The 24,449-nt window shown below is 63.2% G+C and carries 23 protein-coding genes; 4 read left to right on the top strand and 19 right to left on the bottom strand.

Features of this window, described 5'->3' with window-relative positions:
- The first annotated feature begins 75 nt into the window (after positions 1-75).
- Complete coding sequence (locus CRD15_RS01070; RefSeq protein WP_034970057.1) at positions 76-1,254, top strand: amino acid deaminase/aldolase; 1,179 nt, start codon at positions 76-78, stop codon at positions 1,252-1,254.
- Complete coding sequence (locus CRD15_RS01065) at positions 1,254-2,603, top strand: D-arabinono-1,4-lactone oxidase (protein ID WP_187401690.1); 1,350 nt, start codon at positions 1,254-1,256, stop codon at positions 2,601-2,603. Before CRD15_RS01070 ends, CRD15_RS01065 begins: the two co-directional genes overlap by 1 nt.
- Here the strand turns inward: CRD15_RS01065 and rarD are convergent.
- The 4 genes from rarD to lspA are packed head-to-tail and all read right to left on the bottom strand — an operon-like array spanning position 2,600 to position 5,666.
- Positions 2,600-3,475, bottom strand: coding sequence for an EamA family transporter RarD (gene rarD / locus CRD15_RS01060; RefSeq protein WP_034970064.1), 876 nt, complete (start codon positions 3,473-3,475; stop codon positions 2,600-2,602). The two genes, CRD15_RS01065 and rarD, sit on opposite strands and share 4 nt — an antisense overlap.
- Entirely contained in the window at positions 3,476-4,135 is a 660-nt protein-coding gene (locus CRD15_RS01055) for a hypothetical protein (RefSeq protein WP_080719583.1), read from the bottom strand.
- Positions 4,132-5,109, bottom strand: coding sequence for an RluA family pseudouridine synthase (locus tag CRD15_RS01050; protein ID WP_034970068.1), 978 nt, complete (start codon positions 5,107-5,109; stop codon positions 4,132-4,134). Before CRD15_RS01050 ends, CRD15_RS01055 begins: the two co-directional genes overlap by 4 nt.
- Positions 5,106-5,666, bottom strand: a complete 561-nt coding sequence (gene lspA, locus CRD15_RS01045; RefSeq protein WP_034980684.1) for a signal peptidase II — start codon at positions 5,664-5,666, stop codon at positions 5,106-5,108. The genes CRD15_RS01050 and lspA overlap by 4 nt, the downstream gene beginning before the upstream one ends.
- Positions 5,667-5,706: 40 nt before the next feature.
- On the opposite strand from lspA, the gene CRD15_RS01040 reads away from it, so the two are divergent.
- On the top strand, positions 5,707-6,618 hold the full coding sequence (locus CRD15_RS01040) for a DUF6263 family protein (protein WP_230580329.1): 912 nt from the start codon (positions 5,707-5,709) through the stop codon (positions 6,616-6,618).
- A 41-nt stretch (positions 6,619-6,659) separates the two neighbouring features.
- Here CRD15_RS01040 and CRD15_RS01035 read toward each other — a convergent pair whose 3' ends face one another.
- The 3 genes from CRD15_RS01035 to CRD15_RS01025 form a co-directional block, all read right to left on the bottom strand.
- Positions 6,660-7,214, bottom strand: coding sequence for a hypothetical protein (locus CRD15_RS01035; protein ID WP_034970076.1), 555 nt, complete (start codon positions 7,212-7,214; stop codon positions 6,660-6,662).
- A gap of 264 nt (positions 7,215-7,478) precedes the next feature.
- A complete protein-coding gene (locus tag CRD15_RS01030; protein WP_237744466.1) occupies positions 7,479-8,612 on the bottom strand; it encodes an MFS transporter in 1,134 nt (377 codons plus the stop codon).
- Positions 8,612-8,938, bottom strand: coding sequence for a helix-turn-helix transcriptional regulator (locus CRD15_RS01025; RefSeq protein ID WP_034970082.1), 327 nt, complete (start codon positions 8,936-8,938; stop codon positions 8,612-8,614). Before CRD15_RS01025 ends, CRD15_RS01030 begins: the two co-directional genes overlap by 1 nt.
- A gap of 132 nt (positions 8,939-9,070) precedes the next feature.
- Here CRD15_RS01025 and CRD15_RS01020 point away from each other — a divergent pair, with 132 nt between their 5' ends.
- A complete protein-coding gene (locus tag CRD15_RS01020; RefSeq protein WP_187401689.1) occupies positions 9,071-10,069 on the top strand; it encodes an asparaginase in 999 nt (332 codons plus the stop codon).
- 26 nt (positions 10,070-10,095) lie between these two features.
- Here CRD15_RS01020 and CRD15_RS01015 read toward each other — a convergent pair whose 3' ends face one another.
- The 12 genes from CRD15_RS01015 to murG all read right to left on the bottom strand — a co-directional run bounded on the left by CRD15_RS01015 (position 10,096) and on the right by murG (position 24,447).
- Positions 10,096-11,442: a DNA polymerase IV gene (locus CRD15_RS01015; RefSeq protein ID WP_187401688.1), complete on the bottom strand. Its 1,347-nt coding sequence runs from the start codon at positions 11,440-11,442 to the stop codon at positions 10,096-10,098.
- Positions 11,443-11,475: 33 nt separating this feature from the next.
- Positions 11,476-14,736 (bottom strand): isoleucine--tRNA ligase, encoded by a 3,261-nt coding sequence (gene ileS, locus CRD15_RS01010; protein ID WP_187401687.1) that lies wholly within the window; start codon positions 14,734-14,736, stop codon positions 11,476-11,478.
- A 384-nt stretch (positions 14,737-15,120) separates the two neighbouring features.
- Positions 15,121-15,279 carry a hypothetical protein gene (locus tag CRD15_RS01005; RefSeq protein ID WP_034970097.1) on the bottom strand — a complete coding sequence of 53 codons (159 nt, stop codon included), beginning with the start codon at positions 15,277-15,279 and terminating at the stop codon, positions 15,121-15,123.
- Positions 15,280-15,339: 60 nt separating this feature from the next.
- Positions 15,340-16,488, bottom strand: a complete 1,149-nt coding sequence (locus tag CRD15_RS01000) for a DivIVA domain-containing protein (protein ID WP_034970098.1) — start codon at positions 16,486-16,488, stop codon at positions 15,340-15,342.
- 544 nt (positions 16,489-17,032) lie between these two features.
- Positions 17,033-17,323: a YggT family protein gene (locus tag CRD15_RS00995; RefSeq protein WP_034970099.1), complete on the bottom strand. Its 291-nt coding sequence runs from the start codon at positions 17,321-17,323 to the stop codon at positions 17,033-17,035.
- Between the two features lie 69 nt (positions 17,324-17,392).
- Positions 17,393-17,959 (bottom strand): cell division protein SepF, encoded by a 567-nt coding sequence (sepF, locus tag CRD15_RS00990; RefSeq protein ID WP_034970100.1) that lies wholly within the window; start codon positions 17,957-17,959, stop codon positions 17,393-17,395.
- A 60-nt stretch (positions 17,960-18,019) separates the two neighbouring features.
- Positions 18,020-18,766 carry a YggS family pyridoxal phosphate-dependent enzyme gene (locus CRD15_RS00985; protein ID WP_187401686.1) on the bottom strand — a complete coding sequence of 249 codons (747 nt, stop codon included), beginning with the start codon at positions 18,764-18,766 and terminating at the stop codon, positions 18,020-18,022.
- Positions 18,763-19,506: a peptidoglycan editing factor PgeF gene (gene pgeF, locus CRD15_RS00980; protein WP_034977335.1), complete on the bottom strand. Its 744-nt coding sequence runs from the start codon at positions 19,504-19,506 to the stop codon at positions 18,763-18,765. Before pgeF ends, CRD15_RS00985 begins: the two co-directional genes overlap by 4 nt.
- Before the next feature lie 27 nt (positions 19,507-19,533).
- Positions 19,534-20,853: a cell division protein FtsZ gene (ftsZ, locus tag CRD15_RS00975; protein ID WP_034977333.1), complete on the bottom strand. Its 1,320-nt coding sequence runs from the start codon at positions 20,851-20,853 to the stop codon at positions 19,534-19,536.
- Positions 20,854-21,011: 158 nt separating this feature from the next.
- A complete protein-coding gene (locus CRD15_RS00970; RefSeq protein WP_035001028.1) occupies positions 21,012-21,740 on the bottom strand; it encodes a cell division protein FtsQ/DivIB in 729 nt (242 codons plus the stop codon).
- Positions 21,737-23,221 (bottom strand): UDP-N-acetylmuramate--L-alanine ligase, encoded by a 1,485-nt coding sequence (gene murC, locus CRD15_RS00965; protein WP_187401685.1) that lies wholly within the window; start codon positions 23,219-23,221, stop codon positions 21,737-21,739. Before murC ends, CRD15_RS00970 begins: the two co-directional genes overlap by 4 nt.
- Positions 23,222-23,331: 110 nt before the next feature.
- Positions 23,332-24,447 carry an undecaprenyldiphospho-muramoylpentapeptide beta-N-acetylglucosaminyltransferase gene (murG, locus tag CRD15_RS00960; protein WP_043012227.1) on the bottom strand — a complete coding sequence of 372 codons (1,116 nt, stop codon included), beginning with the start codon at positions 24,445-24,447 and terminating at the stop codon, positions 23,332-23,334.
- Between the last annotated feature and the right edge of the window lie 2 nt (positions 24,448-24,449).

Below are 24,449 nucleotides of genomic sequence, written 5' to 3'. Positions count from 1 at the left end.
TTGGCCATCTTAGCGTGTTGTAATAATCCCTTTTTTCGGCACATGGGATTCCTTATCGCTATACAGTTACTTTCCATGAAGAAAGATACCCGCCTCGCAGTGGCGCACCTGGACGCACCCTTCGCGGTGCTCGATCTGGATGCCGCCAGAGCCAACGCGCAAGACATGGCGCACCGTTCTCGCGGTACCCCGATTCGGGTGGCCAGCAAGTCGCTGCGTATCCGTTCGCTGATCTCGGAGGTCCTTACCCTCCCCGGTTATCGCGGCATCTTGGCCTACAACCTGAACGAAGCGCTATGGCTCTGCAAGGAGCAGGTCAGCGATGACATCCTCGTTGCCTACCCTTCTGCCCACCGCGAGGCGCTGCATCGTTTGATCCACGATGCGCGCGCCCGCGAGGCCATCACCCTCATGGTCGATTCGGTCGCTCACCTGGACTTTATCGACTCTGTGGTGCCGCCCCACGAGCGTGGAGACATTCGGGTTTGTATTGATATTGACGCCGCGTTGCGCGCCGGCCCCGTTCACATCGGAGCCTTACGTTCCCCTCTGTACACGGTGGCGGAGGTTCGCGACTTCGCCCGCCAGGTCCGCCAGCGCGAGGGATTCCGTTTGGTCGGCCTCATGGCCTACGAGGGTCAGGTCGCCGGCACCACGGACACCTCCCCTGCCATCGCGGCGATGAAGGCGCTGTCAGTGCGTGAGCTGGCTAGCCGTCGCGCAAAGATCGTCGCCGCCGTCGCCGAGGAACTGCGCGTGGCGGGTCTGCCTCCTCTGGAGTTCGTCAACGGTGGCGGCACCGGCTCGATCGAAACCACCAGCGCGGAGGCCGCCATCACCGAGATCGGCGCGGGCTCCGGCATCATCGGCCCCGGACTTTTCGACCACTACCGCCAGTTCCAGCCAACTCCGGCGGAATGGTTCGTCGTGCCAGTGGTGCGCCGCCCTGGGCCGGAGACAGTGACGGTCGCCGGCGGAGGACGTATCGCCTCTGGTCCCCCGGGCAAGGATCGCCTGCCGGTCGTCGACTGGCCAAGGGATCTAAAGATGGCCCCGCTGGAAGGCCCCGGCGAAGTGCAGACTCCGCTGAGCGGTTCCGCAGCCCGGAACTTGCGCCTCGGCGACCACGTGTGGATGCGCCACGCGAAAGCCGGCGAAGCAACTGAATACATCGATAGCGTGCTGGTCGTCTCGGCCGGTGAAATTGTCGCGGAATGGCCCACCTACCGCGGCGAAGGAAAGAGTTTTGTCTAATGAGCACCACTATTACCCGCAAGCCCGCCCATAACTCCCGCTGGTCCAACTGGTCCGGCGTGACCACCGGCCAGCCGCGCAAACAGGTGGCTCCGCGCGATGAGGCGGAACTAATCCAGCTGATCCAGCGCGCCGCCGCATCCGGGGAAAGGATCAAGCCCATCGGCGCCGGGCACTCCTTTACCTCCGTCGCCGCGACCGATGGCATCCAGGTCAGCCTGGACAACCTAGCGGGCTTGATCCACTTTGACCCGCAGAAGATGACCGCCCGCCTGCGCGCCGGAACCCGCCTGCGGGATGTGCCGGGCATCCTGGCTCCCCTGGGAGTGGCACTGGCCAACCAGGGGGATGTCGATCCGCAGTCGTTGGCTGGCGCGATCGGCACCAGCACCCACGGCACGGGTCTGGGATTCACCGGTTTTGCTGGCATGTTGCGAGCTTTCCGCATCATCACCCCGGACGGCCACGCCCACGAATGCTACGCCGGCGCAGAGGGCATCGCCGGAGAGCTCTACGACATCGCCCGAGTCTCGCTGGGCGCCTACGGCATCATTACCGAGGTAGAGCTCGACGTAGTGGATACTTTCGTTCTGCATGCGGTCGAGCGGGCGGAACCAAACGCACAGGTGGTGGATAACTTCGCCGAGCGCGTGCGGGGCGAGGACCACCTGGAGTTCTACTGGTTCCCCGGCACCGACGTGGCCCACGTGAAGACAAACACCCGACTGCCGGGCAATACTCCAACCAACCCAGTACCACGCTGGAAGGAGGTCTTCGACGACGAACTGCTCAACAATGGCGCCTACCGCGCGATGTGCGACCTGGCGCACTTCTTCCCCCGGCTGAGCAAGCCCTTTGCGAAGCTGAGCGCGAAGACCCTGGCGCAGCGCGAATACTCCAACGGCGCCCACGACGTGTTCGTCAGCTCCCGGCGCGTACGTTTCAACGAAATGGAGTACAGCGTTCCCCTGGCGGACGCCCGCGAGGTACTGCGAGAGGTCCAGCACACCATGAACACGTGCGGCGAGCAGGTGCTGTTCCCCATTGAGGTCCGCGCAACCGCGGCCGATGACGTGCCACTGTCCACGGCGAAGGGGCGTGAATCCTGCTACATCGCCATCCACCGCTACAACAAAGACAGCCACCAGGCTCTGTTCCGGCACATCGAGCCGATCTTCAAGTCCGTTGCTACGGGGCGCCCGCACTGGGGGAAGCTGCACACCCTCACCCACGAGGACCTCTTGGCGCGGCACGAGGATCTGGCGCGTGCCTGCGAGGTACGCGCAAAGGTGGATCCGCAGGGCATGATGCGCAATGCGATGGTGGATCGGGTTTTCGGCCTGGCCTAGCTCAGCTTCTTCACCCGCCGTACCCGCGGCGGGCGGTTGCTTACCAAGTCAACGATGAAGACAACCACCGCAAGCCAGATCAGCACGAAGCCGACCCAGCGGGCGGGTTCGATGTGCTCGCTGTTCACAAAGACCGCCCACAGCATCTGGATCACCGGCGTGATGTATTGAACCATGCCCAGGCTCGTCAAAGACATCTCCTGGGCGGCGCGGGCGAAGCACAGAAGCGGCAGCGCTGTCACCACGCCCGCCAGCATCAGCAGTGCGGCGTGGCCAGCGCCCAGCTGCACGTAAGTGTTGGCGCCCCGGGACTGCAAAAATCCCAGGTAAATCAGCCCTACCGGCGCCAGGACAAGGGTCTCGGCGGTGAGGGACTGAATGGGCGTCAAACTAACCTGCTTTTTGACGAGCCCGTAGAACCCGAAGCTAAAAGCCAACGCCAGGGAGATCACCGGCGGCGACCCCAGCGCGACGGTCAACACCACGACGGCGATGGTGGCGATGCCGACAGAGACAAACTGCAGACGGCGTAGCTTCTCCCCCAGCACGATCACACCCAGCAGCACGCTGACCAGGGGGTTAATAAAGTATCCAAGGGCGGCATCGGCAACGTGATTGTTGTTGACCGCATAGATGTACAGCCCCCAGTTCACACTGATCAGCAGCGCGGCGATGGCGACGGTCCGCCACTGCCGGGCTGTGATGGAGCGCAGCTGCTTAAACCCGCGTATGGCGGCGAGCACCAGCAGCATAAACACCAGCGTCCACACAAAGCGGTGCGCCAGGATCTCCATCGGCGTGGCCGGTTGCAGCAGGGGGAAGAAGGCGGGAAACAGCCCCCACATCAGGTAACACAGCAGGCCCCAGATCAACTATCTCGCTCCCATCGGTCGAATCCCAATGCGTCCGTACACCGCCCCCGGATCTGCAGGTTCCACGGCATAGGCGCGTTTCGCCAGCTCACGGAGCTGCTCCGGGGTTGCGTGGACTAGCACTCCGTCGATACGCAGCTTATCCGGTTGTGTGTGCGCACTCCGCGCCATGCGCCCCACGGCGCGGTTGATAACGTCGGCGCGGGTATGCCCCACCGCAGGTTCCGGCAGCGTCGCATAGGCCGTCGCGCCGAAGTAGAGGGTGCTCACGCGCGCATCGATGCCCTTGAGCAGCTCGATCACCTCGCTGGAATTCCATGCGTGCTCCGGTGCCGGGGAAACTAGCGCCCAGCGCGGTTCTTCGCCGGTCATGTGGTCGAGTTGTGCGCGCGCGTGCTCGCGGTACTGCGCCGGGGTGCCTTCGAAGGGGCCGAGCTGGTCGCCGTTGATGTTCGGCGCTTTGGAGGTCAGGTCTGATGCGCCCATGGCAATGACGCCACATCCCATCGCAATGAGGCAAATGCCGGACAGCCAAGCGACCCATCCTGGTCGGCGGGTGTCCTCCCAGTCCAGCTGGCGCTGGCGCTTCTTGTTAGCTTTCAGCTGCTGCGGGCTACGCCCCCGATACTGCTGATCGGGGTGTTGCTGGAACTGGCTCACGGCTGGTGGCCTCCAGCGTTCTTCGTGCCTTTCGCGCCGATGCCGTTGGCATCCCGCAGCCTATCCAGCGCCTGCTGCAGATCCTGGGGGTATGGCGATTGCACGGTTCTCCACGACCCATCCGGGTGCGGGAACCCCAGCTCCACGGCATGCAGCCATTGGCGGTTGAGGCCTAGCCTTTCGGAGAGCTTCGGATCGCTACCGTACATCGGATCCCCACACAGTGGGTGGTGCAGGGCAGAGAAATGCACGCGGATCTGGTGCGTGCGGCCAGTCTGCAGTTTGACCTCCAGCAAGCTGGCTTGGCGGTGAGCCTCCAGCGTGTCGTAGTGGGTAATCGCGTGCTTGCCATCCTCGCGCACGCTGAAGCGCCAGCCTGCGGAGGGGTGGCGTCCGATGGGGGCATCGATGGTGCCGGACGTCGGGTCGGGGTGCCCTTGCACCAGTGCGTGATAGGTCTTGGAGACCTCGCGATCCCGGAAGGCGTTCTTCAGCACGCTGTAGGCACGCTCGCTGGCTGCCACAATCATCACGCCGGAGGTGCCGACGTCCAGCCGCTGCACGATTCCCTTGCGCTCAGGCGGACCGGAAGTAGAAATGCGGAAGCCCGCGGCCGCCAGACCGGAGGTCACCGTCGGGCCATCCCAGCCGACGGTGGGGTGGGCAGCCACGCCGACGGGCTTGTCCACCGCGATGACGTCCTCGTCGGAGTACAGGATCTCCATCCCCTCCACATGCCGGGCCGGTTCGGCGGCCAGATCCCGAGGCGGGGCGGGAAGGGTCACGTCCAGCCATGCGCCCGCAATGAGCCGATCGGACTTCCCCACCGGCGACTGGTCCTGCAGAATGTCGCCATCGGCGGCCAGCTCCGCAACCGCGGTACGGCTGAGCCCCAGTAGCTTGGACAGTCCTGCGTCCACGCGCATTCCCGCCAGGCCATCCGGCACCGGCATCACTCGGTTTTCCCGGGTCATCGGCTCTCCTCCCCCTCGCTCACCTCGCTGGTATCGCTGGTATCGCTAGCCTCACTGGACTCGCTAGCCCGCTCGGCGCGCACATGATTCGCCGGCTCGATGAAGAATGCGTAGATCACGTAACACGCCACTCCGACGGTGATGGCGGCGTCAGCAACATTAAAAATGGCGAAGCTACCGAAAGACAGAAAGTCCACAACGTGGCCGTGCATACCTCCCGGCTCGCGAAAAACACGGTCGATCAGGTTGCCCGCTGCGCCGCCCCCGATCAGGCCAATCGGCAGCGCACCTGCCAAGTAGCGTGTGCGCAGAGCCAGAACGATACAGGCCAGGAAGGCGATCAGCTGGAAGCAGGAAAAGAAGATGGTGGCGCTGGTTCCCATCGAAAACGCCGCACCCGGATTGCGCACCAGGTACAGGCGGAAGAATTCGCCGATAACGGGGTAGGCCCGCTGTGGCTCGAGGTTCTCGACGACCGCCCATTTCGTGATCTGGTCGACGGCGATGATCCCAAACATCAGGGTCAAGGCTGCGATAGATGCGCGTTTCGAAGTCACGGTTAAGTAGTCTAATGTCCGCCTGTTACGCTGTGAACTTGTGGGTAATTCTAGGAAGTCCGCGCTAGCCGTGTGCAGCGCCATTGGCCTGGCCTTTGCGGCCGTTGGTTGCTCCGATACCGAGGAGCCGCAATCTAAGCCAGCCGACGTGGCTGTGCCGGGTGTAAAGATCGAGGTGCTGAACCGTGGCGCCACCCCGCAGGAACCCCTCGTGTGGTTCTCCCAAGGGGGCAACCAAGAGGTTTCCTTCGACGCCACCCAGGGCTTTGAACAGCACACGAAGGGGCATGACAAAAATAGTCCCGATGTTGCGGAGCTGGATTACGACGAGGTGACGATGCACCTGCCGCTGTCCGCCGAGGCTTCCACCGATGGCAAGGGCCGCCAGAGCACCGTGACCGTGGGCAAGCCATCCGGCACGAATGAGGACAAGAACGACGACATCGCCACAGCCGAGGGCTTTAAGGTGTCCTCCGAGCAAGACGTCGACGGCCGGGTGACCTCGCGCAGCTACAGCGCCCCCGATAGTGCCAGCCAGACCGCCCGCGCCAGCGTGGAATCCGCGCTGAACCAGATGAATGACTTCCCCATCGTCTTCCCCACCCCGGCAGTCGGTGTGGGCGCGAAGTGGACAGTGTCCAACCGCGTCGATGGTGATATATCGATGAAGCAGGACATCACCTACACCCTGCTGGAGCGCCAGGGTCAGTCTGTCTCCTTGAAGGTAGAGGTTCAGCGCCTGCCTGCTGTGTCTACGCTGGCGCAGACCGATTTGAAGGTGCTGTCTGTGAACACGGAGTCCACCGGGCAGATCGCACTGGACCTCAACAAGGTACTGCCGACCCGCGGGCACATTAACGTGAAAACAAAGATCATCTACGGGCAGGACAAGTCCCCGGTACATGTGGTGCAAACCACGACCTCGAAGTCCAAGTGGAGCCCCAAACAATAAAAGCGGCCCCCGGTGTGGGAGCCGCTAGTTAAGGGTGGAGCTTAAAGCTCATTACACATCGGCGGAACCTGGTCCGGCAAAACATTTTCTACCAGGGTGCAGGCCCATCCCTGATCCAGCTTCCACTTACCGCCCTCGTTAACGAACTCCACGTCGCTGACCACGTGCGGTTCCTGGTTCGGCACGGTCAGCTTCACGGTGGCGTTGACGTTGCCCGGGTTCAGGCTCGGCAGTACGGGCTCGACGACCTCAAGGGTCGCACCGGACTCGGTGCGGGACTTCGTCAGGGCGTCAAAAAGCTCCGGTGCCTGCTCGCCGTTGACAACCGTATCGGTCTTCTGGTCCGTCGGCACCTTGGGGTCCACGGCGCGGTTCAGCACGGCAGCCAGCTGCTCTACGGTCGGGGTTTTGCTATCCCCCGCACCTTCGGACTGGGCGGCGCTGGACTTAGCGGAGCTGGAGGTCGAGGAATTGTCGGAGGAATCCTCATCGCCACCACAGGCAGACAGGGTTAGGCCAGCGGCCAGCATGGCGGAGATAGCCGTTGCGCGGGTAAAGATCTTGGTGCTGCGAGAGTGGCGCTGGGTAGAACGCACGAGAATGCTCCTTCGATGGTTGGACAATGTAATGCTACTGATCGTGTGCAATTAGCCGAGTAAGAAAATAGTGCTCTGTGGCACACTGCCGTAGACAGCTGTGCACATGGAGTACACATCCCAAGAAATTTGGGGAACCAGGTTCCGACTATACAAGCCATACTGTTGCAGATGTTATTCGTGTGATTTGCGCCAAAACGCACGAACCGTCGACCAGGGATGGACATGACAGAAGCAGTCTCCCCCATGCGTTGGCATACACGACTATTCCGTGGAGCTCATGTGCTGCCGAGCAAACTGACTGAGCAGCGCCAGTACTGCTACGCTCGCCGCGGAAATGCAGAGAACGGTTGGTGTCGCATCTGCGGAAACCAGTAAAGCCCCGAAGATTGCCCCCAGTGCGGACCCCAAGTAATTGGCGGAAGCATTCGCAGCCACAGCTGTAGCCCCGTCGGCCGGATTCGCCTGAAGCAAGATGTGTTGCTGAGGTGCGAGCGAGGCCCACCCGCACATTCCCCAGAGAAACAGGCTAGCGACCAAAATCCACGCGGTTTGGTCTTGCGTCATGCCGAGCAGCGCGAAAGTGAGGCCTCCGAGTATAACCATGCTTAGTTGCAACGGGGCACGCCGGTCTAACAGTCTGCCTACGCCTAGCGCTCCCACCGCACCCCCAATGCCCCAGACCCAGATCGCAAGCGTCTGGTGAGACGCCAAGCTCCCTGAGGACAAAATCACAGTCATGTAGGTGTAAAGCCCCAGAGAAGCGACACCTGTCAGAAGAGTTACGGTCACCGTAACTAAATTTTTGGGTCGCGCGATCGAGAGCAACCGTTCACGAGCGCCCGAAGCAGGAATAGCAGGCAGGTCGCGGCCCCGCAGAAAAGTTCCCGCCAGCGCCGCGCCTCCGATAGCTGCGATCAGCAGGATGGCGGCTCGCCATCCCCAGTACTGCGCTAGTGCCAGACCTGCTGGGACTCCAAATACGGTGCCAACTGCCAAACCCGCAAGGACTAGCGCCAGTGCACGTCCACGACGTACTTCCCCTGCAATCTCTGCCGCGACCGCGGACGACAGCGGTGAATACACACCCGCTGCTGCGCCAGCCACCACTCGGGAGCCTAAGAAGAACTCAACAGTCGGCGAGAACGCCGTGGCTAGGTTTGCCACAGTGAAGATAAGCAGGGACACGATCAGGCTCTGTCGTGACCGCCTTCCCGCGCGTCCAGCTAACAAGGGGCCTGCTATCGCATATGAGCCGGTGAAGGCCGCTACTCCCAGGCCGACAGTAGCTTCGCGTGCGTCTAGAGATGAGGCGATAGTAGGAAGGAGACCGGCGACAACATATGCGTCCAGCCCGAGCGCGACACTGCCCACCACGAAGGGCCAGAGCCGCCCCATCATTCCTGTACCTCTGTAGGGACAGCATTGGCCACCACTGCTGAAAGCACTCCAGGGAACAAGCGATCGAGATCCTCCCTCCTCAACCGGATCAGACATGCACGCCCCTCCCCCCGGGTCCATGTCACCCCTGCCTCCCGCAACATGCGGGTGTGGTACGTCAGCGTCGACCGGGGCAAGTCGTCCGCGAGCTCGAGACTGTCGTGCTCGAGCCCGTCAGCCAGACGACGAATCATCTCGAGACGCGTGGGATCGCTCAAGGCTGCCAGCACCCTGGCCAGGGTAATTTCATCAGGCTCCGGGTGGTGGTACTTGCGAGGGGACATGGAACCTCCTTCAATCGTGCAGCAATACCTGCATAATAATCATGCAAGTATTCCTGCACAACTCCGTCCTATTCGCCGAAACTCCATCAACATCTTCGATCAACGCGACTAAGCGTCACGTACATTGGTCACATGACTTCCACCCCCTCGCGGAACTGCCTGCAGATCCCCGTCCTCGGCACCGGCGGCACCATCAGCTGCACCCACTCCCCCGAAGGCGACCTTGTTCCAACCCTGACCTGTGCAGACATTGTCAGGCAGGCTCACGTTCCGCAGGGGTTCGAGGCCCTGCCACACGACATCATGAGCATCGACTCCAGCTCCATCACCCTCCCCCAGATCGACCAGCTCGTCGCCCACATCGCACGCTTCTACTCCCCCACTCCGGCGGGCATCGTGGTGTTGCACGGCACGGACACTATGGAGGAATCCGCCCTCGCCGCCGCGTGCGCCCTGGATCTGCCCTGTCCTGTGGTGTTTACGGGTGCCCAGCGCCCGGGTGATGACGCCGCACCGGACGGCCCGGCCAACCTTTCCCGCGCGTTCGCCGCGCTTGCCTCCGGTGAGCTCTCCCCGGATGTCCACATCGTTTTCGGGGATGCCATCCTGCCCGCCCGCGGGGCGTACAAGGCGCACACAACGGCAGAGACCGCCTTCCGCAACGCGCTGGCGGACTCCGGTCAAGAGGCACCTTCACCCGGCTCAGAAGGAACGGGATCCGGCTCGGAAGAAACAGAGCCCGAACCCGCAAGCGCCCCCGCCCCGCCGCAGATCGCGGGCCTGAACGTGCCGATAGTCACCACCTTTGCGGGCGATGACGGGCTGCTCATCCGCGCGCTGCGGGAGCGCGACGGCGCGGTCCACGGCCTGGTGCTGGCTGCCATGGGCTCCGGCAACATCCCCACCGCGGTCGCGGCAGAGCTGTCCGCCTGGCGCGCCGATCGCAGTGCCCAGGCAGGGGAGCTTCCCGTGGTCGTGTGCAGCCGCGTGCCCACCGGAGGGGTTTCCTTCGTCTACGGCGGCAGTGGCGGCGGGGCGCAGCTCGCCCGCGACGGCCTCCGCAGCGGCGGGGCGCTGCGCCCCAGCCAGGCGCGGATCGAACTGCTCTACGAAATCGCCCGCGGCCGCTAGCGCCCCGTGCCCCGCTCTCGCTAGGCTCACTCCTCCACTAGCCCGTCCAGATCCCAGCCCAAACTGTCCAACGGATCCGCGGGGCTTAGATCCTCGTCGTCAATCCGGAAGGTGCGGGTCTTCCCCGGGCCGGTCGCGGCGGTCTCGAAACGCACGCTGACCACCCCGTTGCCAGCCCCTTGGACCCACCCGTGCCCATACTCCACGTGCGAAACATCCTGGGTGGCGCGCCAGCGGGGCTGGGCCGTGGTGGCGTCATGAGTAAAGACAGAAAGACCCGATTCGGTCTCGTCACCAGCGACGATGGGCAGGGGCGGGCCGTCGAGTTCGGGGAACAACAGCTCCTGGCGATCGGCCACCAGGCCGGAGACGCTCACGCCGACCAGGCGAAAAGCACCGGCCTCCTCCGGGCGCGGCAACAGGCGCTGGGCTAGGGCGAAGATCTTGTCGAAGTCCTCCGTCGGCGCGGGCAGCCCGGCGGACTTGGTGTGCAGCTGGAAGTCGGTGGTGCGGGTCTTGACGGTAACGGTGCGGGCAGCGCGGCCGTCTTTTAACAGACGGCGGTGCATCGCCAGCGCGGTCTCGTGCAGCACGCGCATGGCCTCCGCGGTGGTGCGCGCGTCCACCTGCAGAGTCTTTTCGGCGCTGACCTGTTTGGCGGGCGCGCGGGGAGCAACAGGGCGCGGATCATCCCCGGCGGCCATGCGCTGCACCTCCGCGCCGACGGACCCCAAAGCCCCGCGGATATCGGCGGCATCCGCTGCTACGAACTGGCCGATCGTATCGATACCCATGGTGTGCAGCTTCCCCTGCGCCACTTTGCCGATCCCCCACACTTCGCCGACGGACCGGTCGTCAAAGACCTCCATTCGGGACTCCGGCGGCACAACGAACACCCCATGGGGCTTGGCTAGATCGCTGGCCATCTTCGCATCCAGCTTGGTGGCGGCCATGCCGACAGATGCTGGCAGGCCGGTCTCTTCTTCCACCGTGGCCTGCAGCTTTTCGGCCCACTCGCGGGCCTCTTCGACGCTGGTCAACCCCTGCGGCTCGGCAAAGCCCTCGTCCACGGAGAGCTGCTCCACCACGCCCGCGTGCGCCCTAATGACCTGGAAGATGCGCCGCGAAGCCGCGGTATAGACCTCCTTGCGCGGCAGCACCACCACCGCGCGGTGGTTGCACAGGCGTACGGCCTGGCTCATCGGCATTGCAGAACGCGCGCCGAAGGCACGGGCTTCGTAAGAGGCACCGGCCACCACCCCACGGCCACCCAGCCCGCCGACCAACACGGGCCGGTCGCGCAGGGTCGGCCGGGTGAGCTGCTCGACGGAGGCGAAAAACGCATCCATGTCGATGTGAGCCACCCAGCGCATGTTCCTACCCTGCGGGTCTAACTGCCCTTTTCTTTAGGACGCCACCGCGATGTCCGCCGAGCAGCCGTCGGCAACGTCGTGGCTGAGCTGCTCGCCGACGACAATCTTCACGTCCGTGGCCAGCACCTCCTTGGCGATCGCATCCGCGTGGGTGCGGGCCCACTCTTCCTTGTCCGCAGGAACGGACAGGGTCAGGTGGATCCGGTCTGTGACCTGCAGGTCGGCGGCCTTGCGGGCCTCCTGCAGGCCGCGGACGCGGTCGGCTGCCCAGCCTTCGGCCTCCAGCTCCGGGGTGGTCTGGGTATCCAGCACCACCAGGCCGTCCTGACCGGAGACCTCGGCGGTGTGGTCCGGGTCGGCGGCGACGAGCTTGCGGGTGAATTCGCCATCCTGCAGCTCGATGCCATCAGCGGTGACCGCACCGGCGCCGTCGACGGTGTAGTTGCCGGACTTCACAGCCTTGATCACGCGCTGGACATCCTTGCCCAGGCGCGGGCCAGCCGCGCGGGCGTTCACGACAACCTCGAAGCGACCGACCTTGTCCACGTCCGCAGTCAGCTCGACCTCCTTGACGTTCACTTCGTCGGCGATGATCTGGGTGAAGTCCTCCAGGGCGTCGGCATTCGGCAGCGCGACGGTCAGCTTCGGCAGCGGCAGGCGGTTGCGCAGCTTGTGTGCCTTGCGCAGGGAGCTCGTCGCGGAGCTCACGGCGCGCACGGCGTCCATAGCCGCCACCAGCTCGGCATCCGCAGGCAGATCGGCGGCGTTCGGGAAGTCCGCCAGGTGTACGGAGCGCTCGCCGGTCAGGCCGCGCCAGATCACCTCGGTGGTCATCGGCAGCAGTGGCGCGGCGGCACGGCTCAGGGTCTCCAGCACGGTGTACAGGGTGTTGAAGGCCTCTGGGTGAACCGCGTCGCCTGCCCAGAAGCGGTCGCGGGAACGGCGCACGTACCAGTTGGTCAGTGCGTCGCAGAACCAGCGGATCTCATCGCACGCGGTGGCGATATCGGTGTTATCCAGCGCATCGGATACGGCCTGCACAGTGTCGTGCAGCTTCGCCAGGATGTAGCGGTCCAGCACGTTGGTGGACGACGTATCGTACTGCGCGGGCTGGGAGGCATACAGTCGCAGGAAGGAGTACGCATTCCACATCGGCAACATCGCCTGGCGTACGCCTTCGCGGATGCCCTGCTCGGTGACGATCAGGTTGCCGCCGCGCAGGATCGGCGAGCTCATGAGGAACCACCGCATAGCGTCGGAGCCGTCGCGGTCGAAAACCTCGTTGACGTTCGGGTAGTTGCCCTTGGACTTACTCATCTTCAGCCCGTCGTCACCCAGCACGATGCCGTGGGCTACGACCTTCTTGAACGCCGGGCGGTCGAACAGCGCGGTGGACAAAACGTGCATGGTGTAGAACCAGCCGCGAGTCTGGCCGGAGTACTCCACGATGAAGTCCGCCGGAGAGTGGCTATCGAACCACTCCTTGTTCTCGAACGGGTAGTGCTTCTGCGCGAACGGCATAGAGCCGGACTCGAACCAGCAGTCCAGCACCTCCGGCACGCGGCGCATGGTGGACTTGCCCGTCGGGTCATCCGGGTTCGGGCGGGTCAGCTCGTCAATGTCCGGGCGGTGCAGCGAGGCCGGCTTGCGGCCGAAGTCGCGCTCCAGTTCCTCCAGGGAGCCGTAGACATCCATGCGCGGGTACTCCTCGGAGTCGGAGACCCACACCGGGATCGGCGCGCCCCAGTAGCGGTTGCGGGAGATATTCCAATCGCGCGCGCCCTCCAGCCACTTGCCGAACTGACCGTCGCGGATATGGGAAGGCGCCCACTCGATCTGCTCGTGGTTCAGCTCCACCATGCGGTCGCGGAACTTGGTCACGGCGACGAACCAAGACGGCAGCGCCATGTAGATCAGCGGCTCGCCGGAGCGCCAGGAGTGCGGGTAGGAGTGCTCGATCGTCTGGTGGCGCAGCACGCGGCCCGCAGCCTTCAAATCCTTGATGATGGCCTTGTTCGCGTCGAAGACCAGCTGACCCTGATACTCGGGCGCCAGGGAGGTGAACTTGCCGTCCATGTCCACCGGAATCTCCAGGTCGATACCCGCAGCCTCGCAGGTAAACATATCGTCCTCACCGAAGGCCGGCGCCTGGTGAACCACGCCCGTACCGTCGGCGGTAGTGACGTAGTCGGCGCACAGCACACGGAAGGCACCCGCCTTAAACTCGCTGCCCGGGTTCCCCTCGCCGCCGTCGACCTTCTCACCCGCGCGCTCGGCGAAGTATCCGAACAGCGGCTCGTAGGTCATGCCCTCCAGCTGCGCACCGGTGAACGTACCCAGCACCTCGGCCTTCTCGCCGAGCTCCTTGGCATACGCACCGCGCAGGTCGTCGGCCAGCACCACGGTCGCACCGTGCATGCCCTCTGCTCCGTCGGCTCCTGCGGCGTCATCCCCAATCCGCACCGCGGCGTAGACAACCTCCGGGTTAACGGCCAGAGCAAGGTTCGCCGGCGTGGTCCACGGGGTGGTCGTCCAGCCGATAAATGCAGCATCGGCCAGCTCCGGGTGCTGCGCCAGAGTCTCTACGGAGGCCGTTCCCTCGGTCGCACCGGTGATCGGGAAAGTCACCGTGATGGTTGGATCCTGGCGCATCTTGTAGGAATCGTCCAGGCGGGTTTCCTGGTTCGACAGCGGCGTGTGCTCTGCCCAGGAGTACGGCAGCACGCGGAAGCCCTGGTAGATCAGGCCCTTGTCGTAGAGGGTCTTGAAGGCCCACATGACGGACTCCATAAATCCCGGATCCATCGTCTTGTAGCCATTGTCGAAGTCCACCCAGCGTGCCTGGCGGGTGACGTATTCTTTCCATTCATCCGTGTAGCGCAGCACGGAGGTCGCGCAGTAGTCGTTGAACGAGCGCATGCCCATCTCTTCGATACCGGCGCGATCCTTGATGCCCAGCTGCTTTTCCGCCTCTAGCTCGGCGGGCAGTCCGTGGCAGTCCCAGCCGAAAACTCGGGCGACCTTCTTGCCCTGCATGGTCTGGTAGCGCGGAACGATGTCCTTGACATAGCCCGTCAGCAGGTGGCCGTAGTGCGGGAGGCCGTTGGCGAACGGCGGGCCGTCGTAAAAGACGTATTCTTCGGCGTTGTCGCGGGCAGCGACCGATTCGTTAAAGGTGCCGTCTTTCGCCCAGTACTTCAGTACGTTTTCTTCGAGAGCGGGGAATGCAGTCGAGCCGCCGTTGGACATATCGACGCGCGGGTAAGCGCCGCCTGCGGGAGTTGCTTCAGCCATGGTGGTTCCTAACTCTGTCGTTCGCTGTTGTCTTTGGTCTTTTTCTTTATGACGCCCACCGGCGTGAACCGGCGAACGTGCCATTAAAAACAACAGGGACGCATGGGTATTAAAACCCAGCGCGGTACCACCCTGATTGACGAGCCCGCTTTAGCCAAAGCTTTGCGCAGGGGGCTCGCCCACTTCTTCACTTACGGCTGTGACGTGCCGCGATTCCGCCCGGGTCTAGTGAGATGCGCTGCGCGCATCCGTTCTTCCAGGAACGCTCCCCGGTGATGGCCGGATCGTTGCGTGGTTAGGGCTATTAAGTTGTCAATCGCCTTTAACCCTACACGCTGCGCATATGGGGTGGCGACGTGGGGTGCTCGTGGGGTACTCAAAGCATTAGCGCTTGCGGTGGCGAACCAGGTCGAAGATGAACAGCGCCACGCCTACTGCTGCCACAGCCACGCAGACCCACGCCCAGGAGGTGGATCCGACGGCCAGGCTGACAACGAGCGCCACAAAACCGACGACCGCCAGGAGGATCGCTGCGAAAAGCATCGTCTGTGTATCCTCCTAGCGGTCGTCGGTGCGGTTAGAGCCGGTGGGCTCTGGAACTGCTTACTTGTTGTCGCCCTCGACCTCGATGGAACCTGCGGGGGCTGCGGTGCCGCGGCTGTTCAGCTCTTCCAGCTGAGACTCCAGGAAGGTCTTCAGGCGGGTGCGGTACTCGCGCTCGTAGGTGCGCAGCTCTTCGATGCGTGCCTCGAGGGTAGCCTGCTGCTTCTTTACCGTGTTCATGATCTCGGTGTGCTTGCGCTCTGCGTCCTCCTGCAGGGCGTTTGCCTTCTCCTGTGCGGAGCGGATCTGCGCCTGGGACTGCGCAGTAGCGTCGGAGATCATGACCTCGGACTTCTGCTTTGCATCTGCCAGCTGTGCGTTGGACTTCTCCTCGGCGTCCGCCAGCATCTTCTCGGAGCGGGTCTTCGCGTCGGACAGCTGAGCCTCGGAACGCTGCTTGGCGTCTGCCAGAGTGTTCTTGGAGCTGTTGTCCGCGTCGTCGATGGTCTTCTTAGCGGTAGCGCGAGCCTCCTCCAGCATGCTGGAGGACTCTGCCTTGGCATCGCCGGTCAGGCGATCTGCCATCTCCTGTGCCAGAGACAGGACGCGAGCGGCCTGCATGTGGGTCTCGGCGGTAGCAACGCCGGACTTGCCGTCGCCGGAAGCGACAGCACCCTGGGATGCGAAACCGGAAGCCTGGGCCGGAGCCTGCATCTTTGCATCCTCGGCAGCCTTCTCTGCCTTCGCAGCGCGCTCCTCGGCAGCCTTCAGCTTGGCCTCGTAGTCCGCCTTGATCTTCTTCTCAATCTCATCAGCGTTGACCTGGGAAGCAGCTGCACCCTGTGGCTGTGCGGTTCCCTGCTGAGCCTGTGCCTCTGCACGGGCATCCTTGCGAGCCTGCTCCAGCTTGGTGGAGTACTCGGACTCGAACTTGCGGCGCAGATCAGCCTCGATCTCGCGACGCAGGGCAGCTTCATCCACCTTGGTGGCGCCTGCGGCACCCGCTACGCCGGCAGCGCCGGCGCCAGCGGAGCCGGACTCCAGCTGGTCTACCTTCAGCTTGAGGTCGGAGTTTTCGTCCTGCAGTTCCGCAAGAGTGTCCTCCACGAGGTCCAGGAACTGATCGACCTCGTCCTCGTTGTAACCACGCTTGCCGATCGGCGGCTTGCTAAAAGCTACGTTGTGCACATCAGCCGGAGTGAGTGGCATAGGTTGTCCCTTTCCCTTTCGGATTGCCTCAAAGTGCTAGAAGGCGTTCGCAACAGTGATGAAAACTATTGATGGTTTATGAAACAGATACAAAGCATACCAGCATCTGTTGTATCAGTCTCAACTTTAGCTCTAGATTAACACCTTAACCACTGCTCAACTTCACTCAACTTGAGTCGACCGTAATCACATCAGCCTCACAGTTATCACCCCACGTGCCTCACCCCCTGCTATTACCCCCAAATGACACTTTTTAATTTTCTTTAGCAGAGCACGTAACGCTCCACACTCCCCCGCGTTGTAACAAGTGACCGAAAGGGGAAAGCCGCCGCCAGCCAAGACCCACATTCTCGACCAGCAGCGGCTTTCGTCACTACACACGACATCTCCGCAGCCTCACTCACTTACCGCGAAGATGCCTTTAATAATAAAGATATGAACGGACATTCACAAGCTTTTGAGCTATGTCCGTTCTTTACCTCCCCCATTCACTACCCCCTACCCTTTTGTTCCCCAAAAGTACCACCCCATAAAAGGTGGCTCACTAGTGAATAAGTGCTGCAAGTACTCTACTGAGAATTTGCAGTCCGAAGAACAGCACCAGCACCGAAACATCCAGTCCCACTCCCCCGAGCTGGATAGGTGGAATCAGCTTCCTTAGCGCCTTGACCGGCGGATCCGTTACGACAAACAGCGGTTCGGCGAGGATGCTGAACCATCGCTGCGGCCGCCAATTGCGGGAAAAGGACTGAATCATTTCGATGATGATGCGCAGAATCAAAATCAGCACATAAAAGCGAATCAGCCACAGCAGAACAATGAGAATTTCATTCACTTAAGAGGTCTCTCCCCAACAGAGTTCGGATGTCGGTCTAGGGGCGCTTGAAGGGTCTCCCGCAAGGGGCTAGAGCGACTCAGCAATCGCATCCAGCTGATCCTGCGCCAGGGTTACGCCCTTTGGCAGCAGAATGAAGTTACGCACGCCCTTCAGCTTCTTCAATTGTGCGTCCAGACCACGGCTCAGACCAGCAGCGAAGTCCAGCACGCGCTTGGCCTCACCCTTTTCCATGCCGCTCAGGGAGAATACGACAACCTCGCGAGCCTTCAGGTTATCTACCAGCTCACTGGCCTGCGTGTAGGAGCTCAGGGTGAAAGACACGAAAGCCGAGGGCGTCTTTTCCTCCGCCGGCGCTTCAGCGTAGGAGTCAGCGGAAGAAGAGTAGCGAGAACCGCGCGACGAGTAACGATCCTCGCGATCAGAGTATTCGGAGCGACGGTAGCGATCCTCACGGTCAGCACCCAGACGATCCCGGTCGGCACGAGAGCGGTAGGAAGGCTCGTGTGCGTCACGGTCAGCCTCGCGATCGCGTTCCCGGGAGCTGTAGCCGTCGCTGTAGTAATCCGTTTCGTAGGATTCCACGGAATCAAAACCGAAGAAGCGCTTGGTCTTGTCCATAAAGTTGTCTGCCATTGCTCTAAAGGAACCTTCCGTTGCTTAATTAATTTAGTGTTGTTCTGTTGGCTATGTGCTTTAAAGTACTGGTCGCGCGCCCATAATATCCGTACCGACACGCACCAGCGTGGAGCCTTCCGCGATGGCAATCTCCAGGTCACCGCTCATTCCAGCGGAGTAAACCGGCGCACCGAGAACCCGGTCAGAGATGCGCTCAACGAGCTGTCGCCCGCGAGCGAACACGGCTGCCGGATCGACCCCTAGTGGCGGCACCGTCATGAGCCCTCGCAGCTCCAAGTTAGCGGCTTCCGCGGCGGCATCGGCCAGCTGGTCGATATCGGCTTCCACCGCCCCGCCACGCTGCGGGTCACCGTCGGCGCTGAACTGCAGCAGCACCGGCAAGGCACTATCCCGGTCGCCGCGTTCAAGCGCCAACCCAGCACCTCTGTCCAGCGCGTTGAGGAGCTTCAGCGAATCCACGGTGTGCACGGCGGCTGCCCACCGCGCCACGGAATTCGCCTTCTTCGTTTGCACTTGCCCCACCATGTGGAACTGCAGTCCTGTCTCCGCCAGTTGCGCGTGTTTGTCGCGCGCTTCTTGTTCGCGGTTCTCGCCGACGGCGGTGACGCCCAGCCGTGTCAAAACCCTAAGGTCCTCGGCAACGTGGAACTTGGTGATCGGCAGCAGGTCTGCTCCCCCAGCTACCGCGATACGCTGACGCACGCGGGCTAGGTTCCGGGCGATCTCCTGGCCGCGCGGCCCGAGGTCTGTCGACCCGCCAGGCAGCTCGTCCGGCGCACGGTGCTCGCTCGTCTGCTCAGTCATGGCATCCACACTACGCCAGCCTGGCGACCCGTCGTCCCCTCCCGGCGATAGGAGAAGAAGCGATCGGAGTTCTCCGGCGCAATGGTACAGCGGGGGTCCGCGTCGATGCTGCGCACCCCAAGGGAAAGTAGTTGGCGGGTCAGACCAGCACGGATGTCCAACCCTGTGGTGCCCTGAGCGGTGGTGGTAGCCGAGCCGGGGAGTTTAGCCTCCACGTCAGTCGCCATAGCCTGCGGCACCTCGTAGTTCTCGCCGCTGGCGGCGGCGCCGAGCAGTGCGTGAATATTGCTGGGCACTGCCCCCAGCTCCTCCATGCGGGCAACCGTGCGGCGCACAATTCCATTGCGTGCGCCCATGCGGCCAGCGTGTACCGCGGCCACCACGCCCGCATCCTCATCGGACAGCAAAACCGGAACGCAGTCGGCGGTGAGGACGATCAGGGCTGTGCCCCGCATGGTGGTGACGAGGGCGTCAGTAGCCTCAATCACCGCAGATTCGCCAGACGTGAGGTGGTCGGCGGTGACCTCCGTGACGTTCGGCGAGTGGATCTGCTCCATGAACACCAGGCGCTCCACGCCCAACCCCAAAACATCGGCCAGACGCTGGCGGTTATGAGCCACAGCAGCCGGGTCGTCGCCCACATGGTCGCCCAAGTTGAACGACGCATAGGGGCCGGTGGAAGCCCCACCGTTGCGGTCGGTGAATACCTTGCGCACCCGCGGGTGCTGGTCCTGGGTCACGGATAGCTCCTAACTGGCGGAGGGACTTTAATTGAAGTCCGGCAGATCCAGGTCGTCCTCATCCTCCGACAGATCCACACCGGCGTGGGTGGGGTTCTGCGGCTCCTGCGCCGCGGAGGTAAACAGGCCACCGGACTGGGTGGACTGGGTGGACGGAGCCTGCTGCGGGACGGTACCGCGACGCTGCGCGAAGCTGGTCTGCGCACCTGCCTGCGGGGTGGCCGGGTCAATGGTTGCCTGCGGCTCCGGCTGTGCCGGGGAAGCCTGACCAGCCTGCGGAGCCTCCTGGCCGCCGAATAGGTTCGTCGGCTGGGCAGCGCCGGCTGCAGCTCCAGCGGTTGCGTTGGCAGCCTCCGGCGCGCGGTGTGCACCGGCGCGCTCGTTGACGGACGAGGCGGACGGGGAATCATCGAAGCCGGTGGCGATGACGGTCACGCGGACTTCGTCGCCCAACTGATCGTCGATGATGGTGCCGAAGATCAGGTTGACGTCTTCGTCGGCCTTCTCCTCCACCAGATCAGCAGCCTGGGAGACCTCCAACAGGCCCAGGTCGGAGCCGCCGGCGAAGGACAGCAGCACGCCCTTCGCGCCTTCCATAGTGCTTTCCAGCAGCGGGGAGTTGATGGCTGCCTGGGTGGCCTTGACGGCGCGCTGGTCGCCGCGGGCGGTGCCGATACCCATCAGGGCGGAGCCCGCGTCGGTCATAACGGAGCGCACGTCGGCGAAGTCCACGTTGATCACACCGGGGGTAGTGATCAGCTTGGTGATGCCCTCCACACCGCTGAGCAGCACGTCGTCGGCCTTGCGGAAAGCCTCCATCATGGACAGCTGCTCTTCGGACATCTTCAGCAGCGAATCGTTGGGGATAACGATCAGCGTGTCGCACACCTCGCGCAGGGCCTCGATGCCCTCCATGGCCTGCTTGCTACGGCGGCGACCCTCAAAGCCGAAAGGACGGGTAACCACGCCGACGGTCAGAGCATTCTGCTTCTTGGCGATGTTCGCAACGACCGGGGCGGCGCCGGTACCGGTGCCGCCACCCTCGCCAGCGGTGACGAAGACCATGTCAGCGCCGGCCAGGATCTCCTCGATCTGGTCCTTGTGATCCTCGGCGGACTTGCGGCCCACCTCGGGGTTAGCACCTGCACCCAGGCCACGGGTTTCTTCGCGGCCGATATCCAGCTTGATGTCCGCATCAGTGAGCATCAGTGCCTGCGCGTCGGTGTTGATCGCGATGAACTCCACGCCCTGCAGCTTCTCGTCGATCATGCGGTTGACGGCGTTCACTCCGCCGCCGCCGACGCCGACCACCTTGATCTCGGCGAGGTGGTTTCCAGGATTCGTCATGTGCGTTTTTCCGCCTTCCTAAAGTTTTCGTGCTTTGAGATTTACCGGTTTGCTGTTGCCGTCCATCTTCCTAGCCGTCAAGCATTTAGCGGCGCACATTTTTGGTGGCGTGTCGTATCCTTAAAGTTCAACTTAAAGCTTAAGCTGGGGTTTCGCCCCTATTTCACGGTGGGCATTGCGGGGTTGGAGACGTTCCAATTCCCCTCGCGCCCCAGCACAATACGGGTCGCTTCCGCCTTCTCGTCGGCCCTCTCGGAAGATCCCCAATACACGGCCTGATTAGGGAAAAACAGCTTGATGCTATCCGCCGATTCGGCTTCGATTCCCTCCAGCTTGCCCCGCAGATCATCGGACAGCGCAGTGATCACCTGCGTCGCCGATTGGATAGCTCGCGCATCATCAGCCTTAGTTTTCTTGAACTCCAAAGCACCCTCGGGCTTCACACCCGTCAGGAAAATCTGACCATTCTCGTCCACCACGTGTGGCGTGTCCCCGTCCATGACATAGCCGATCGCTTTGTGCTCCGTGACGTCGATGGTCACCGTCGTAGGCCAGGAACGCTTCACCGTCACCTTCTCGACCCACGGCACCTTGGATACGCTCTGCGCCGCACCAGCAATGTCCAGTCGCAACATGTTATCGCCCGCGTTGATGGTGCTCGCTGTACGGATGGCCTCCGCATCTGCGTTGGTGGTGCCCTGCACGTCGATCTGCGAAACCCTCAGAATCGGCGCCGCATACACCACCACGCCCAGCAACACGACCAGGGCTACCAGCCCGGCGACCAGCCACTGCAGCCGCTTCCTCCGGGGGTTGCGCCCCTTGTCAGCGCTGCGCTTGTTGGTGGCGCTGCGTTTGTTGGTCTTTATTCTTGACGCCCCGCTCATCCGCGGTCACCACTATCCAGCTGCAACAAGATCTCGTCGGCCAGCATCGTCACGGTACCCGCGCCGATGGTCAGCACCATGTCGCCGGGCTGCGCCAGGTTGGCGACAACCCCGGCCACAGCGGAGAAATCGGGCTCGAATACCCATTCGGTAGCACTGTCGATCTTGTTGCCGATAATGCGGGAATCCACGCCCTCCACGGGCTCTTCGCGGGCCCCGAAGATATCCAGCAGAACCACCTGATCGGCCAACGACAACGCCTCGGCAAACTCGGCCGCAAAGTTGATTGTGCGGGAGTACAGGTGCGGCTGGAATACGGCGACGATGCGCCCGCCTCGGGCCTGCACACGCTGGCGTGCGGCGGACAGCACAGCCGCGACCTCGGTCGGGTGGTGGGCGTAGTCGTCGTAGACCTCGACCTCCCGGCGGGTGCCGTGGTACTCGAAGCGTCGACGTACCCCGTCGAAACCGCCAATTCCCTCGATGACCTTTTCCACGTCCGCGCCCAGCAGCACGCTACCTAGCGCCGCGGCCGTGGCGTTAAGCACCATATGCGTACCCGGGATGGCTACACGCAGGAAGTACGTACCCGCACCCTGTCCCACGGCCTCAGCCAGGCGCAGGGTGGAAACGGTGCCCTCGGCGGTGACCTCCGTGCTATCGATGATGGCTGCTGGGGGCACGGAAGAGTGGGCGTCACACCCCTCGGCAGTGCCATAACCAACAACGGTGAACGGCTGGGCCTCGCCGCTCGACGCGGCGGCCACAAGCCCCTCCGCAAGAGCAGCGGAACCCGGATCGTCCAGGCAAGCGACCAGATAGCCACCGGGAACGATGCAGTGGGCGAACTTCTCAAAGACCTCGCGGTAGGCCGCCTCCGTCTTGAAGTAATCCAGGTGGTCGGGCTCGATGTTCGTGACCACAGCGACCTCGGGCGAGTAGGACAGGAAGGAGCCGTCAGACTCGTCGGCCTCGGCGACGAAGATCTCGCCGGTGCCGTGGTGGGCATTCGTGCCCGCTCGGTTCAGCTGGCCGCCGATCGCGAACGACGGATCCTGGTGCGCAGCCTGCAGTGCCGCGACGGCCATCGAAGTGGTCGAGGTCTTGCCGTGGGTACCGGCCAGCAGGAATGCGCGCCGGTTCTGCATCAACAGCGCCAGAACGTCGGAGCGGCGAATCACTGGAATGCCTGCCTCGCGAGCCGCGACAAGCTCCGGGTTGTCCTGCGGAATCGCAGCGAAGGAGGTCACGACCACCGACGGCAGCTCCCCCGACAGGCGCAGGTTATCCGCGGAGTGCCCCACCTGGATCGCCGCTCCGGCAGTTCGCAACGCCATGACGCTGCGCGATTCCTTCATGTCGGAACCGCTGACCTTGTAGCCGCGGTCCAGCAGAATGCGGGCAATGCCGGACATTCCGGCACCGCCGATACCCACCATGTGCACGCGGGTGAGGTCCGTGGTCTGGGGCTGCTCGCTCATCGGGGAAGTAGGTGCCTTTCTAGAGGACGGAGGGGGTAGGTGCTAGCACGAGTGCTCGGGCTCGGTCTTGGGCTCGGTATTGGGCTCGGTATTGGGCTCGGACAGCTCAGCTATTCGGATTCTGCTGCGGCGATGATCTTGTCGGCGATCTTTTGCGCTGCATCGCGGTGGCCAGCTGCCAGGGTGGCTAGGCTGGCGGCCTGCCAGCGGGTCTCATCGCGCAACAGTGGAATGACTTCCTGCGCCACGCGGTGCTCGGTCAGCTCCGCGTCCTTGATGATCACACCGCCACCAGCGTGAGTAATGGGACGCACGTTGAGTTCCTGCTCACCATTGCCGTGCGGCAGCGGCACGTAGATACCGGGAAGGCCCACCGCGGAAACCTCGGCGACGGTCATCGCGCCGGATCGGCAGAGGATCGCATCCGCGGCCGCCAGCGCCAGATCCATCCGCTCGATGTACGGAACCGCTACGTACGGGGGTGTGCCTTCCTGCACTTCCTGCGGGAGCTCCACCTGGTTCTTCTTGCCATAGGCGTGCAGTACTCCGATGTTGGCATCCTGCAGTGTCTTGGCTGCATTCACCACGGCCTCGTTGATGCTGCGCGCGCCCTGGGAACCACCGGTGACCAACAGCAGTGGCGCGTCGGGGTCCACACCGAAGAATTCGCGGGCCTCGCTGCGCAGGGCGGCGCGATCCAGGTTCAGTACCGCGTCGCGCACCGGAATTCCGACAACCTCGGCCTCCAGGCCCGAATCTTCAACAGCCGCCAGCCCTGTTCCGCCCAGCTTCACGCCCAGCTTGTTGGCAACGCCCGCCCGGGCGTTGGCCTCGTGGACAAAGAACGGGATCTTCAGGGCGCGTGCGGCCAGGTAGGCCGGGGCGGAAACATAGCCGCCGAAGCCGATGACCACATCCGCCTCTACCTCACGCAGTACCCGCTTGGTGGCCTTCAAGGCCTTCCCCAGTCGCATCGGCAACGTGATCAGGTCTTTGTTTACCTTGCGCGGAACCGGCACCGGTGGGATCAGCTCCAGATCAAAACCACGTGCTGGGACGAGTGTGCTCTCCAACCCGCGGGTCGTGCCCAGGGCAGTGATGCGCGCGTCTGGGCGCTGCGCACGAACCGCCTCTGCCACGGCCATAGCTGGTTCAATGTGGCCGGCGGTGCCGCCGCCGGCCACGACAACTGATAGCTTCCGGTCGGCTTGTGGCTGCGAGGTCAAGG

Origin of the sequence: Corynebacterium sp. LK28 (assembly GCF_014335105.1) — a bacterium.
In the GTDB taxonomy this organism is placed as follows: domain Bacteria; phylum Actinomycetota; class Actinomycetes; order Mycobacteriales; family Mycobacteriaceae; genus Corynebacterium; species Corynebacterium macclintockiae.
This window is presented reverse-complemented; position numbering and strand designations above follow the sequence as displayed.